Origin of the sequence: Cytobacillus horneckiae (assembly GCF_002835735.1) — a bacterium.
Classification (GTDB): Bacteria; Bacillota; Bacilli; order Bacillales; family Cytobacillaceae; genus Cytobacillus; species Cytobacillus horneckiae.
Map to the genome: position 1 here is coordinate 89963 of NZ_PISD01000031.1, position 13104 is coordinate 103066.

Below are 13104 nucleotides of genomic sequence, written 5' to 3' on the forward strand. Positions count from 1 at the left end.
GAAAAAATGGATATTAATGATGAAATTATAAAGCAATATCTAAGATTACTAAGACAACAGCAACAAGCAAAGAAAATTTATCAAGATTATTATGAGGGTAAATTCGATATCTTAAAAAATTATGCTTATAACGATTCACGGAGCAATATTAAAGTAGTTATTAACTATTTTAGAAAATTTGTTCATGATGAGGTGGCATATGCTTTAGGGAATAGGCCTGCATATATATCAATGGATGATGACCTAAAAGCTCTTGAATTAGTTGATGAACACTTTTCAAAATGGATTAGGGTTCATAATCAAAGGTTAGTTTTAGAAGGCCTAAAATTTGGAGAGTCGTATGAGGTTAAATACACTGATAATCTTTCTTTTAAATGTGGTGTTTTAACTCCAATAAATACCCTAGTAGTTGAAAGAGGAAACGTTGAAAAGAAAGTTGAATTAGCTCTTCATGAATATCCAGAAGGCATATTTGATCAAAAAAATAAGCTGGATGTTTACTATAAAAATATGGTTTATACATATCATTTGGTATCTGATGAAAAAATTATTTTTGAATCCAAAAGAAGAATCAATTTTAAAACTCCACCTATTACAGTGTATTCCCCTAACCTTGATAGAACAAGTATGCTTGATGATATTAAATCTGCCAATGATGCCTTTTGTAATACTTTGTCTGATTTAGTTAATGAAGTTTCTGATTTTAGACAAGCATTAATTAAAGTTACTGGTGGAGAATTAGATGATGAAGACATACCTAATATGAAGAAAAAAGGTGTAATTAATGCTCCTGCGGGTGTCACTGTTGATTATTTAATCAAAAATTTTAATGATACATTTGTTCAAAACTTATTAAATACTTTAGAAGATAAAATTTATAAGGCAGCTAGTCATATGGATACTAATCAACCACTTCAAAGCAATTTATCAGGGAGTGCCCTTAGAAGTCGTTTAATTAGTCTCGAGAACAAGTGTATTATTTTACAAAGTCAATTGGAGACTATTGATAAAAGTAGATTGAAAGATTTCTTTGAATTTGTATATAAAAAGACTAGGGAGAAATTTTCATATAATAAAATTAAACTCCGGCTGAGCATGAATATCCCTGTCGATATAACTTCATTGGCGGATAGTTTTTCTAAGTTGAAAGAAATAGTACCACAAGAAACTTTATTAGCTCAGATTCCTTTTGTTGAAAATCCTGCAGCTGAATTGGAGAAATGGTTTAAAGAGCAAGAAAGAAAAGCAAAAATAGGTAAGGTTTTAACAGAAGCGGATAATTAAATTTTATCGGCTTTTTTATTATATAAATTTAATTGCACTACTAGGGCTTATTGACTTGGAGGGGCATAGGAGGACGAAGGAAATGGAACTAAAAGATATTCAAGCATTTTTAGAAACAAATAAGGATGATCAAACAGTAAAAGAGTATCTTCAGGGGTTGAAATCACCAACACTTGAAGGGGTTCAGGCTTTTGTTAATTCTAATGATGATGCAAAAAAGTGGCTTTCATCAGAAAAAGATAAGCATTTTGATAAAGGCTTAAATACATGGATGGAAAAAACTTTTCCTCAAAAATTAGAGGAAGAAATTAAGAAACGCTATCCAGATGAGACACCAGAACAAAAACGTATCAGAGAATTAGAAATGAAATGGGAAGAAGAAGCAAGAAAATCAAAAGTTGCAGAAGTGAAACTCAAAGCTCAAAGTGTAGCTAATGAGAAGAAGCTTCCACTTTCTATTGTGGATTTAGTGGTTTCAGATGATGAAGCAAAGACATTGGACTATTTAACTAAGTTTGAAGAAGCTATGCAATCCTATGTTCAAACTGAAGTTGAAAGTAGATTAAACGATGGGGATTATATTCCGCCAAGCGGTGGTAGTGGATCGCCTGATTTAGGCAGTCTTTCTGCTTCACAATTAATTAGTCAAGGGTTTACACAAACAAAATAAAATTTTTAAAGGATAAGGTGAACAATTATGGCAATTACATTATTAGAATCAGCAAAACTATCTCAAAATAAATTAAAACGTGGGGTTATGGAGACTTATGTATTAAATGCTCCAGTACTTCAAAAGCTTCCTTTTATGGGGATTGAAGGAAACGCTTATACGTATAACGAAGAAAAAGAATTACCTGGTATCGCTTTTCGTTCAGTTAATGAAGGATATGAAGAATCTACTGGGACTGTCAATCCAAAAAGTGAATCCCTAGTAATCATGGGTGGAGATGCAGACACAGATAAATTTATTCAAAAGACTCGTAGTAATTTTAATGATCAAAGAGCAATTCAAACTACAATGAAAGTCAAAGCACTTGCTTATAAGTTTCAAGATACTTTCTTTAATGGTGATACTGCAGTTGATCCAAAATCATTTGATGGACTTAAAAAGCGATTAACTGGTAAACAAGTAATTTCTGCTGCAGATAACGGATTCCAGTTAGATTCACAAGACAAAGGAGCTATGTATGCTTTCATGGAAATCATGGATGAATTTATCGGCTCTGTTCAAGGTAAAGCAGATGCTCTTTATATGGATTCAAAAACTTTAACTAAAGTAAAATCAATTGCCCGTCAATTAGGTTATGATGAAAAAGCATTGGACGGCTTTGGTAAATCAGTATTTGCTTATGATGGGATTCCATTTTTCGATGCAGGTGAAAAACCAAATGGTACAAAAATTATCGGTCACGATGAATCTCAGGGTACATCTGCTAATACTACTTCTATTTATGCTGTTAAATTCGGTGCAGATGAGTATGTATCTGGTTTAACCAATGGTGGTGTACAAGTATATGACTTAGGAGAGCTTCAAGAAAAGCCTTCATACCGTACTCGTATTGAATTCTATACAGGTGTTGGTATCTTCAATGGTAAGGCAGCTGCAAGACTAAAAGGGCTAATTGTCTAATATTAGACTATTAAAATTTAAAGGAGGGTGAATAATTCATCCTCCTTTAAATTTGAAGGGAGAAATTATGTATAAAATTAAAACACCTAGTAATTTGTATAATGGCATTACTTCTGGAATCCAATTTAAAAATGGTATTGGGTTAACTAATGAAGAATCAGTCAAAAATGTCTTAATTCATGATTTTAATTACACTCTAATTGAAGGAGAAAAGGAAACTCAAGATGACGACATACAACTATCTCAAGATGTCGATAAGTATCATAAGGGTAGCGGCTATTATGAGTTTCCAAATGGTGAAACAATTAGAGGTAAAGAAAAAGCTCAAGAATATTTACTAGCTTTAAAAGATGAAGAAGGCGGACAGCAATGAATGTAAAAGATAAATTATTATTATTGCTTAATTTGAAAAATGACGAGAACTTGTCACAGAAAATAGACATTTTACTGGATGATGCAAAAAGTTTTATTCTAAACCATTGTTGGTTAGATGAAATACCTTCATCATTAGATTCTGTACTTGTAAAGATGGTTATTTTTGATTATCAGAAACTAGATAATGAGAGTATTAAATCAAGAACTGAAGGTGATTTGTCAGAAAGCTATATGACTTCTTATCCAGAGAATATAATGAGCCAGCTCAACGCAAAGAGAAGGATAAAAGTATAAATGAAAAAAGATAAAACTGGATATATTTATACTCAAGTGGTTTTAAGGGATGAAGAAGGTAATGTAATAACAGATGATTATGGACGACCTGTAATGGATTACATCCCTAATATTCCATTCATAATAAGAAGTTGGCAACCGTATAGTCCACAAATGGCAAGTGACAGATATGCAATTCGAGTTCCAGAAGTGAATTATCGATTCTTTTCTGATCCAGATGATAGGCTAGATTTTAAAGTCCGATTTAGCTTCCGAGGAAATGATTATAGAATTGAATATCCTCTTAAATATGAAAGGCATTATGAAATACTAATTACAGAGTTGAAAAAATAATATGGCTAGTAACTTTATTGTACTAGCCATAAGAACATATCAAAATACCCTAAAGAAGTGAGCATTAATATGTTCTTTTCTTTAGGGTATTTTTTTTACATTTTAAAGGAGTGATTATATTGAGTAATCCATTATCAATTAAAATTATAGGAAAGTTAGACCAACAACAAACAGTTAAGATTATGCAAAAACAATTAAATAAAATTGGTACTGACTTGAAGATAAATATTGGCATAGATGAAAAACAGGTAGCTAAATTAAGTCAACAAGTCCAACAGATGCAACGTCAAATCAATGGTAAGCAAGTTAGCATTGTTGGAGATAAAGAAGTTAAAAAAGTAAGAGAAATCTATACATCATTGGATAGAGCAGTTGATAAGTATAGTAAACTTGGATCAGTAAAAGTAGACAAATCTTTTAATCCAGTCACAAGGGATTTAGAAAAATTCAATTTAACAATTTCTCGTGCTAATGGCCAAGTCGAAAAGCTAAAATTTGAGTTAGATAAACTTCGTAATATTCATGGTACAAATGGTTTTGCTCTTGTTGGAAGAAGCACTACTGATAATTCTGCAGCAATTAGAGAGCGTCAATTACAGACTGAGCAAAATATCAATACTCAAATTAGCAGACAGAATCAGCAAATGAAACACCAATTGGCAATGTTTAAGGAACAAGCTAAACTGGATGCTAAGAATTTAACGAGAAGGTACGGTAATAGTTCTAATTTTGACCAAACTGGTATAAATAGCTGGTTAAACTCCGTTAACAGCCTCAATTCAAATACCCCTAACCTAAATCACCAAATGGATAGGTTAAGAATGCAGTTTAGAAATATCAACTCTGACGCAAGAGATGCTCAAGGTATGGTCAGAAACTTTGGTGGCACATTAGAGAATGCATTCGTCCGTATGCCTGTATATGCTGCAGCTGCAACAGCATTATTTTTACCATTTCAAGCGATTAACAGTTTAATTGATACTCTTTATGTGTTGGATGAAAGGTTAGTATCAATTAATAAGGTTCTAGAAGACGGTAACATTGTCCAGATATTTGAACAGGCTGATAGAGCGGCTATGAAATTCGGTCAAACAATAGACAGTGTTCTAGAATCGTATGGAGAAATTGCAAAATTAGGCTTTAACGAACAAGAAGCAAATTTCCTCAACGACCAATCAATGTTACTGAAAACTGTAGGTGAATTTCAGTCTAACGCAGATGCAGCAAACTCGCTGGTAGCAATTTACAGGCAATTTAAATTGGAATTGGAAGATGTTTCTAAGGTAGTAGATTCACTAAATGAAGTCTCCAATAAATCAGGAGCCGATACAGTAGGCTTAAGCCAAGCCTTATCTAAAGCTTCATCCTCAGCTAAAGTTGCAGGCATGACGTTTGATGAATTAGTGGGTTCAGCATCAACAGTACAAGAAACTTTGAAAATTTCAGGTAATGAAGCAGGTACGTTCCTTAAAACTTTATCTAGTAGATTTTTACGAGAAAGAACGCAAAGTGCTTTAGAAGGTATTGGTATTCAAACTAAAACTGCGTCAGGAGAATTAAGGTCATTAACAGATGTAATGCAGGACTTAGGAGCACAATGGGAAAATTTCGATAGTCAAACACAAAATGCTATCGCCAGTCAATTGGGTGGAGGATGGCATGTATCAAAGACTATTGCATTAATCGAAAATCAAGATCGTGCACTTCGAAACACTGAAGTGTCAATGAATAGCTATGGGTCGGCTACAAGGGAATTAGAAACCTTCCAAGAAGGCTTACAATTCCAAACCAATGAGATGATAGCTAGTCTTCAAAACTTAGCAATGGTAATTGGTGAAACTGGTGCTAGAGGTGCAATTGTAAAGTTTTTAGAAGCAGTAACATTTATGGTTCGTGGTTTTACGGATCTGACTGAAGCAACAGACGGATGGAATATTAAACTTCCTATATTAGCAGCTGGGTTATATGGTCTAGTTAAAGTGTTTGGTCTGCTTACTACAGTCGCTAAAGGCGCAAAATTATCTCTAGGGTGGATTGGTGCTGGTTTAGTTGCAGTTGAAATGATTGGTAGTGCTATTGCTGGTGTATCTAAAGCTAATCTAGAAACAGCGCAAACCCTTACTGAATCTGGTCAAAAACATTTAGATAATGCTTCAAGACTTGAGCATTTAGCTCAGAAATACAAAGAGTTAAAACCTCAAATTCATGAAAATGCTGAGGCGAATGAAGAATATAAAAATGTCTTAGATGAGATTCATGAAATTGCTCCTCAGGTTACAGAAGTCACAGGGAAATATGGCGAGGTCATCGATGTTAATAAGGACAAGCTAAGTGATTATATCGGTGTCATCAAAGAAATGTCTAAGGAACAACTTAATAACGCTAGTCTATTATTATCTAACTCTTTGTTAACAGCACAAAATGATTTAGAAGAATTAACTAAAAAACAATCAAAGCTTTCGAAAGACATGCAAGGAGACTTTGATTTTGTAAATGAGATGAATAAGAAATATGAGGTTACAGGAGTCCAATCATTTGCAGAAAAAGTCCTTGATGCTCAAGAAAGATTAGGATTATTCAATGAAGATTATAAGAAAATGGCTAATGAATTTGGTCAATATAATAACATTTTTACTATTGGTGGCAAAGATTTAGACAAATATACTGAAATAATGACTAAGGTTCAAAATAAAGAAGCCGAAGTTACAGATATTAAGAACCGTCAAAAAGCTATCGAAGATATGACTGAAAGCCTTAAAAATGGAGCATCTGCCTACGGTCAATACGATGGAGCATTAAATAATACTTCTGGTAAATTTGGCGACTTATCAAATACTTTAGATTACAGTGCTGATGGAATAGATGGGTTTGGGGATGCTTTAGGAGGCGCTACTGAAGGTGTAGACCAATTAGCTAAAACTTATGATGATGCCATTGCTAATATTGAGGTATTGAATGGGGTAATTAATGAGTTAAATGATAAACATCAAGTATCTGCTGGAACTATTAGTACATTAATGCAAAAATATCCTGAGTTACTTGCTTACCTTAATGATGAAACTAAGCTTCGCCAAGAGGTGGCGAAACGTATTGATGAAGAAACTAATAAAGCTACAGATTCAATAACCAAAAAACTTTCAAATAATGAACAGTATTTTAAGCAAGTTGTTAGCGGAAATAATAAAATGGTTAGTACACTTGCAAAAGCATATGATGTTGACTTGAAAAATGTTAAAACGCTTGCTCAGTTTAAATTACAAATTGAACAAGGATTAATGAAGAAGTTAGCCGATGGATGGGCTTCATACTATGATGCTCAATCTATGACATTCACTGAAGCTGGTAAAGCAATGATGAAAACCATGTCATATGCAGAAGCAGTGAATTCTCCGGAATTAAAAGCCATCTCAGAATATGAAGCGGCTATGAAGCAACTTAGTGAAGGACTTAGATCAACTACTTCTGCTTTTACTGGAACAAACGTATCAATGTCAGGGTTAACGGATACTACTTCTAAAGCTAATAAAGAAACTGAGAGGGCAATTTATCTACAAGATAAATACAAGCAAGCAACAGAAAAATTAAATTTAGAATTAGAAAAACAGCGAGCTATACAAGCAAAGTTCCCTGAGCACTCTAAGAAATATCAGGATGCTTTGAAATCCGAATTAAAACTACTAGAGAAGAAAAAGAATTTACTTGCTGATCAAGCCAAGTCACTAGAGAAGCAAATCAAATCAGGAAACATCCAGCAAACAGGAATTATAAAATCTAGCTCCTCCTCCCCTTCTGGTTCTTACTCAGGGCAATATGCTTCATCTATTAATCAAGCAGCAAGTAAATACGGAGTTGATCCTAATCTAATTGCTGCAATCATCCAGGTTGAATCTAACTTTAATCCTAAAGCTAAATCTGGCGTTGGTGCACAAGGATTAATGCAACTTATGCCTAGAACAGCAAGAGAACTAGGAGTTAAAAATTCATATGACCCTCATCAGAATATTATGGGTGGAACTAAATATATCTCTCAACAAATATCTAAATTTGGTGGAGATATTGAAAAAGCTTTATGGGCTTACAACGCTGGTGCTGGTAATGTTTCTAAAATACTCAACTCTGGTAACAGTACGTGGACTGGTGTAAAGAATTACGCTGACAAGGTTCTTAAAATCTTTGACGGTGGTACTAATTCTGTTGCAGATTATTACCTTAACAATTTCAAACAAACATCACAATTTGGAGATACTCATGGTCGTAGCTCTGCTCATAAGGGTTTGGATTTATCAAACAACGGACGACAAGGTGACCCAGTTAAAGCTTTACGTGGCGGTAAAGTAATCACTGCATCATACAGTAAATCCGCAGGAAACTGGGTAGTTATTCAGCAAGATGATGGCATGGTTGCTAAGTATATGCACATGCAGAACGGACTAAATGTTAAAGCTGGACAACAGGTCAAAGCTGGACAACAGGTCAAAGCTGGAGATGTACTCGGTAAAGTTGGCAATACTGGTCAATCAACTGGTGCTCACCTTCATCTTCAAATTGAACAGAACGGTAAAGCTATTGATCCATTAAAATATTTGAATGGTATGTCTAATGGCTCCTCATATGCTGAACAGATGCAAAGTGTTGATAACGCTAAGTCTCAGGTGCTTCAACTTCAACAAGAAATTTTATCGATAGAAAATGAAATGCAACAACTGTATATGGCAATAGTTGAATCTCAGTTAGCAGCATACGACCGTAAAAAACAATCTTATGAGGATGACTTAGCTAAGATTGATTTAATTCAAAGCAGAGAAACTGATACATCTAAAGAATGGATTAAACAACAAGGCAAAAAAGAGGATATTCTCAATAAGCAAATTGAGCAAGATAAGAAAGCTATAAAGTTTCTAAATGAGCAGATTAAAGCCAATAAGAATTTAAACCAGGCACAAAAAACCTTATTGGAAGATCAATTAGTTAGTCGATACCAGGAACTTTACTCATTAGAGCAAAAATTGTTAGATGAACGTACATCAATGGCTAATCAGATTATTGATACATACAAAAAGAGTGCTGAAGCTCAAAGGGATGCTGCTATCAGTGCTATAGACAAGATTATTAATGGTATTAATAAAGAAGCAGAAGAAGCAGATTATAAGAAGCGATTAGAGAAATCACAGAAAGATAGACAAGAAATTTTAGACCAAATTGTTGAGTTATCCCTAGATGATTCGTTTGCTGCTAAAAAGCGCATAAGTGAGTTAACTAAACAATTACAGGAAATGGATGACTCGATTGCAGATATGCAAGATGATAAGTCCAGAAATGACCGGATTGATAATCTAAATAAGGAGAAGGAAAAGGTTGAGTCTGATTATGATAATTTATTAAATGATGAACGGAAATTTAATAAAATGCGGTCGGATATCATAAATGCAAGCTCTAAGGAAATTCAGAAAGATTTAGAGAAGTATTATAAAAACATCAAAGATAATGCTAATTTGTTAGGTAAGTCATTGAGTAATAACCTTATTGACCTTATCAATCAAGCTAACAGATATCTAAATGGTAAAGATTATAAGCCGATTAAAATAGCTCAGGCGAAACAGGGTGGGATTTTACCATCTTGGGGTTCACAAGGGAAAGCAATGATTGTGCATGAAGAGGAAATGATATCTAATAAACATGATACAAAGAATCTTCTTGAAGCTATGAGTATATCTGAGAAAACCATTAAGGCATTGCAGGGCTTAAATTTGAAAAACCTTGCACAGACTGGAATTAATTATTCAACTCCAATGATTAAGCAACCGAAAGTACCAAGTTTTGAGAATCCTGCAGGAAGTGAGCAAGTAATTAATAATAACGTGACTTTACAAATAGACGGTAATATTTATGGTGATTATCATTTTAAGAAGAAGATAGAAGAAATTGCCTCCAATCACATACTCGGCAATATAGTTAGTGGTGTAAAAATTATGGGAGCTAGAATTTAAGCAACTTAGGAGGGGATAGTCATTAATTTGGCTATCCCCATTTTTTTACGCTACTTCGTTATTAACTTTTAATTGCCCAATCAATCCTCTTTGGTTCTTTATAATATGACCAATCCCCATAAGAATAAATCCACCAATTATACTAACTGTTGCAACGCTAATTAAGCTATATACCTCACTAACCCAAATGGATTTAGCTACGTTAAAACTTGACTCTGTGTAGGGGTTATCTCACAATTCCTCATATACCTCTGAGGCAGTTTTATAAGTTTCATGATCGATTGTTGACCAACCTATAACCCCTCCAAGGATACCTAATGCATTGAAGATAACACCGATAGTATTAAGTAGTTTTTCTATTTAGCTATTCGTAATAATATAGAATTCATCCAGCTGAAAGAAAAGATTTTGGATTCATGTTCCATTTCTTGTGAAATAAGCTTTAAATTAAATCTTAAGTTCTGGGTGTTAATTTCCTTATTATTGTACAGAATTGCATTGTCTAAAATTACGTTAATTATTTGTTTATGTTTCTTTGGTAAAGTGACATTATTCTTATCATAATATTCACGGAATTTGTCAATTAACTCCAAGGGAACTTGTTCTTCAAATTCTGCATGTATCTGTATTTTATCTGATACATTTTTAACTGCTGCTAATCCGTCTTGGTATAAAGAATCCTTAAGTTTAAAAAATACAAATAACAAAAGTTGATATAGAGTATACGCAAATATATGATTACGAAGGATATTTAAAAAAGAATCAGTTTCATTAGAACTACCAGATATCAATAGATTTATAATAGTTGTTATTGTTATTATCTCAAAAATAAAAACTAAAATATGTGTGAGCGTTTGAGCAGATAAGGAATCATTCTTTTTTCGACAAATTAAAGTAATTATTAGTAATAAAATTACAAAGGCTACGACACCAATAATAGTTAAGTGATATGGTGTTAAAAAATATAAATATTGGTCAATAAATTTGTTAATCACATTCGCTCCATCTACCTTTTTTTATTAATAATCTATTTAAAGGTTTTTTACTCATTTTACTATTCCTCCTTTACCCATACATCCGAATGTCAGGGTCAATCCTTCTTAATTCTTCAACAATGTCATACAAAGTTTCAAAACTAGGTAACGATTTATTATTCACTATTGAGCTAAATGTTGATTTATCAATCCCAATGTTATTTGCAAATTCCCCATGCTTAATATCTTTATCGGCTAAGATAACCTTTAATTTACATTTGTAGGGCATTTTGGCTCACCTCAAATTAATATTCTCTATTTCTTTTGTTTATCCCTTTAAAAATAAATCGAGCTATTAAGAAACTTTTTTGTGTGGACAAAATAAATTTTATATACTTTTACTATCAAATTATGTTTTTGTCATTATTTTAAATGTTAATAGTGTGAATATTTGACATTGAATAAAAAAGAAAATGTATCTATCTATTTTTATTATTTAGAAGGTATTTTACATCTGATGGCGAATGTATCATGGTACTTTTGTAATGGTCATAGGTACATTGAAAAACGATATATATTTACTAGCAGGAGGTATACATGATACAAGAAAGAATTAATGAGCTTACAAGCGGTATATTAAAAATTGAAAATGGAAAAATTCATGTAATGGGTTTTAAAAATGAGAAATTGCTATTATCTCATTTGGATAATGGTACGAAAAATTGGAGTTCAATTGGACTATATGATCTTCAAAAAGTTAATTTTCAGGATATTAAAAATGATGCATTAGTCCTTGTGATTGAAAATGATGAAATAGTAGGTAAGTATCAATATACTTCAATTTATAAAGATGTTATCAAATATGAAAATGACGAAGGGAAAAATGCTTCAATGGTATTCACTATAAGAAGAAGTAAATATAGCGAACATTTTCAGTTTGTAAGTGAAAAGATAACTGAAACCTTCGAAAATAAAGAGTCTATTATTAACTTTACCAAGAATAGATTTGGAATAAATTTAGAATTCTAGAAGAATGGAGTTTCTAATATGGAGAACATGATTTTAGTTGATATAGAAACAGGCGGTTTCGACTTAGAAGAAGGTATACGTGAAGTTGCTTTACTTGTTATTGAAAAGAATAATATTGTTAATGAGCTGCATTTAGCTGAAATAGAAGACCCATCTTTAATTCACTTGGGTATGGGCGAAGGATATGGTGATATTTCTGGAGACATAACTAAAATAGAGTGCTTTAGAGATATAGTTGAGCGATATAACTATCCCGTAGTGGCGCATAACGTTTCATTTGATAGGAAATTTTTAGTTCATTACGGTTGGTTAGATGAAGAGCATCAGTGTTATGATTCAATTAGAGCTATTAAATATGCCAATCCTTATTTATTTTCCTATGCGTTAGCATATTTGACTTCATTTTATGAACTAGAAAATTCACAAAGTCATACTGCCTTAGGTGATGTGAAGGTACTTTTTGAAGTATTGACAAAGGTAAATCCTAGCACATGGATACCATTATATAAAGTAAAACCAAAACAATTAAATAATATAGTAGAGACTGTTGCTAGGATATATGGTGAAAGTACAATTTTTAAGGACAAAACGATTGTGTTTACTGGCGCAAGTCAATTTCCACGGGTTTTGATGAAGGAAATTGCTTCAAAATGTGGAGCAAAAGTGACAGGAAGTGTATCAGCAAAAACTGATTATTTGATATGTGGAGAAAATCCAGGTAGTAAGCTAGAGAAAGCTACTTCTTTAGAAGTTGAAGTGAAAACTGATGTATGGTTTCTTGACGCAGTTTCCGGAGAAATAGATTTAAGCTCTGGTACTATTGAAAGAACACGTTTACCACTTGAAGGGAATGTAGAGATTCAAACTAAACCTCCATATCAAAAGCTGGAAGAATTTAAAGGGAAGATGATTAATATTGCTTGCTTACCTATAAGAATTCAAGGCGAAGTGGAAAGTATTCTTTTTGAGCATATGGAAATTAAAGGTGTTAATAAAGGATCAAGTGGCTATAAAGTTGATATAATAATACATTCAGACGATGGTGATTATGTATTATTAGAAAAAGCAAAGCAATTAGATATTAAAGCTATCCCATTATCTAAATTTAATAGTATGATTTTAGCGAATGATTCTTTGTATTCATTAAGTTGATCAATAAAATGCACATTTTAATATTAAAGAGAACGCACTGCAAAAT

General features: G+C 32.8%; 11 protein-coding genes. 9 read left to right on the plus strand and 2 right to left on the minus strand.

Going from position 1 to position 13104, the window contains the following annotated elements:
* The first annotated feature begins 6 nt into the window (after positions 1-6).
* The 7 genes from CWS20_RS15270 (at position 7) to CWS20_RS15300 (ending at position 9903) form a co-directional block, all read left to right on the plus strand.
* Entirely contained in the window at positions 7-1284 is a 1278-nt protein-coding gene (locus CWS20_RS15270) for a phage portal protein (protein ID WP_066196443.1), read from the plus strand.
* A gap of 82 nt (positions 1285-1366) precedes the next feature.
* On the plus strand, positions 1367-1954 hold the full coding sequence (locus CWS20_RS15275; RefSeq protein WP_066196445.1) for a DUF4355 domain-containing protein: 588 nt from the start codon (positions 1367-1369) through the stop codon (positions 1952-1954).
* Between the two features lie 27 nt (positions 1955-1981).
* Positions 1982-2914 (plus strand): major capsid protein, encoded by a 933-nt coding sequence (locus CWS20_RS15280; protein ID WP_066196447.1) that lies wholly within the window; start codon positions 1982-1984, stop codon positions 2912-2914.
* A gap of 67 nt (positions 2915-2981) precedes the next feature.
* Positions 2982-3287: a hypothetical protein gene (locus CWS20_RS15285; RefSeq protein WP_142385388.1), complete on the plus strand. Its 306-nt coding sequence runs from the start codon at positions 2982-2984 to the stop codon at positions 3285-3287.
* Complete coding sequence (locus CWS20_RS15290; protein WP_066196451.1) at positions 3284-3583, plus strand: phage head-tail connector protein; 300 nt, start codon at positions 3284-3286, stop codon at positions 3581-3583. The genes CWS20_RS15285 and CWS20_RS15290 overlap by 4 nt, the downstream gene beginning before the upstream one ends.
* Positions 3584-3916 (plus strand): hypothetical protein, encoded by a 333-nt coding sequence (locus CWS20_RS15295; RefSeq protein WP_066196453.1) that lies wholly within the window; start codon positions 3584-3586, stop codon positions 3914-3916.
* A gap of 119 nt (positions 3917-4035) precedes the next feature.
* Positions 4036-9903: a phage tail tape measure protein gene (locus CWS20_RS15300; protein ID WP_066196459.1), complete on the plus strand. Its 5868-nt coding sequence runs from the start codon at positions 4036-4038 to the stop codon at positions 9901-9903.
* Positions 9904-10259: 356 nt separating this feature from the next.
* Here the strand turns inward: CWS20_RS15300 and CWS20_RS15305 are convergent, their stop codons facing one another.
* On the minus strand, positions 10260-10898 hold the full coding sequence (locus CWS20_RS15305) for a hypothetical protein (RefSeq protein ID WP_066196462.1): 639 nt from the start codon (positions 10896-10898) through the stop codon (positions 10260-10262).
* A gap of 70 nt (positions 10899-10968) precedes the next feature.
* A complete protein-coding gene (locus tag CWS20_RS15310) occupies positions 10969-11166 on the minus strand; it encodes a helix-turn-helix domain-containing protein (protein WP_066196464.1) in 198 nt (65 codons plus the stop codon).
* A 308-nt stretch (positions 11167-11474) separates the two neighbouring features.
* On the opposite strand from CWS20_RS15310, the gene CWS20_RS15315 reads away from it, so the two are divergent.
* Both CWS20_RS15315 and CWS20_RS15320 read left to right on the plus strand, forming a co-directional pair.
* Positions 11475-11906, plus strand: a complete 432-nt coding sequence (locus tag CWS20_RS15315; protein ID WP_066196467.1) for a hypothetical protein — start codon at positions 11475-11477, stop codon at positions 11904-11906.
* An 18-nt stretch (positions 11907-11924) separates the two neighbouring features.
* On the plus strand, positions 11925-13058 hold the full coding sequence (locus tag CWS20_RS15320; RefSeq protein WP_066196470.1) for a 3'-5' exonuclease: 1134 nt from the start codon (positions 11925-11927) through the stop codon (positions 13056-13058).
* The last annotated feature ends 46 nt before the right edge of the window (positions 13059-13104 follow it).

Bases quoted from the DNA above. Each gene is read 5' to 3' on its own strand.
- CWS20_RS15270 (WP_066196443.1), top strand. From the start codon at position 7: ATGGATATTAATGATGAAATTATAAAGCAATATCTAAGATTACTAAGA.
- CWS20_RS15275 (WP_066196445.1), top strand. From the start codon at position 1,367: ATGGAACTAAAAGATATTCAAGCATTTTTAGAAACAAATAAGGATGAT.
- CWS20_RS15280 (WP_066196447.1), top strand. From the start codon at position 1,982: ATGGCAATTACATTATTAGAATCAGCAAAACTATCTCAAAATAAATTA.
- CWS20_RS15285 (WP_142385388.1), top strand. From the start codon at position 2,982: ATGTATAAAATTAAAACACCTAGTAATTTGTATAATGGCATTACTTCT.
- CWS20_RS15290 (WP_066196451.1), top strand. From the start codon at position 3,284: ATGAATGTAAAAGATAAATTATTATTATTGCTTAATTTGAAAAATGAC.
- CWS20_RS15295 (WP_066196453.1), top strand. From the start codon at position 3,584: ATGAAAAAAGATAAAACTGGATATATTTATACTCAAGTGGTTTTAAGG.
- CWS20_RS15310 (WP_066196464.1), bottom strand. From the start codon at position 11,166: ATGCCCTACAAATGTAAATTAAAGGTTATCTTAGCCGATAAAGATATT.
- CWS20_RS15315 (WP_066196467.1), top strand. From the start codon at position 11,475: ATGATACAAGAAAGAATTAATGAGCTTACAAGCGGTATATTAAAAATT.
- CWS20_RS15320 (WP_066196470.1), top strand. From the start codon at position 11,925: ATGGAGAACATGATTTTAGTTGATATAGAAACAGGCGGTTTCGACTTA.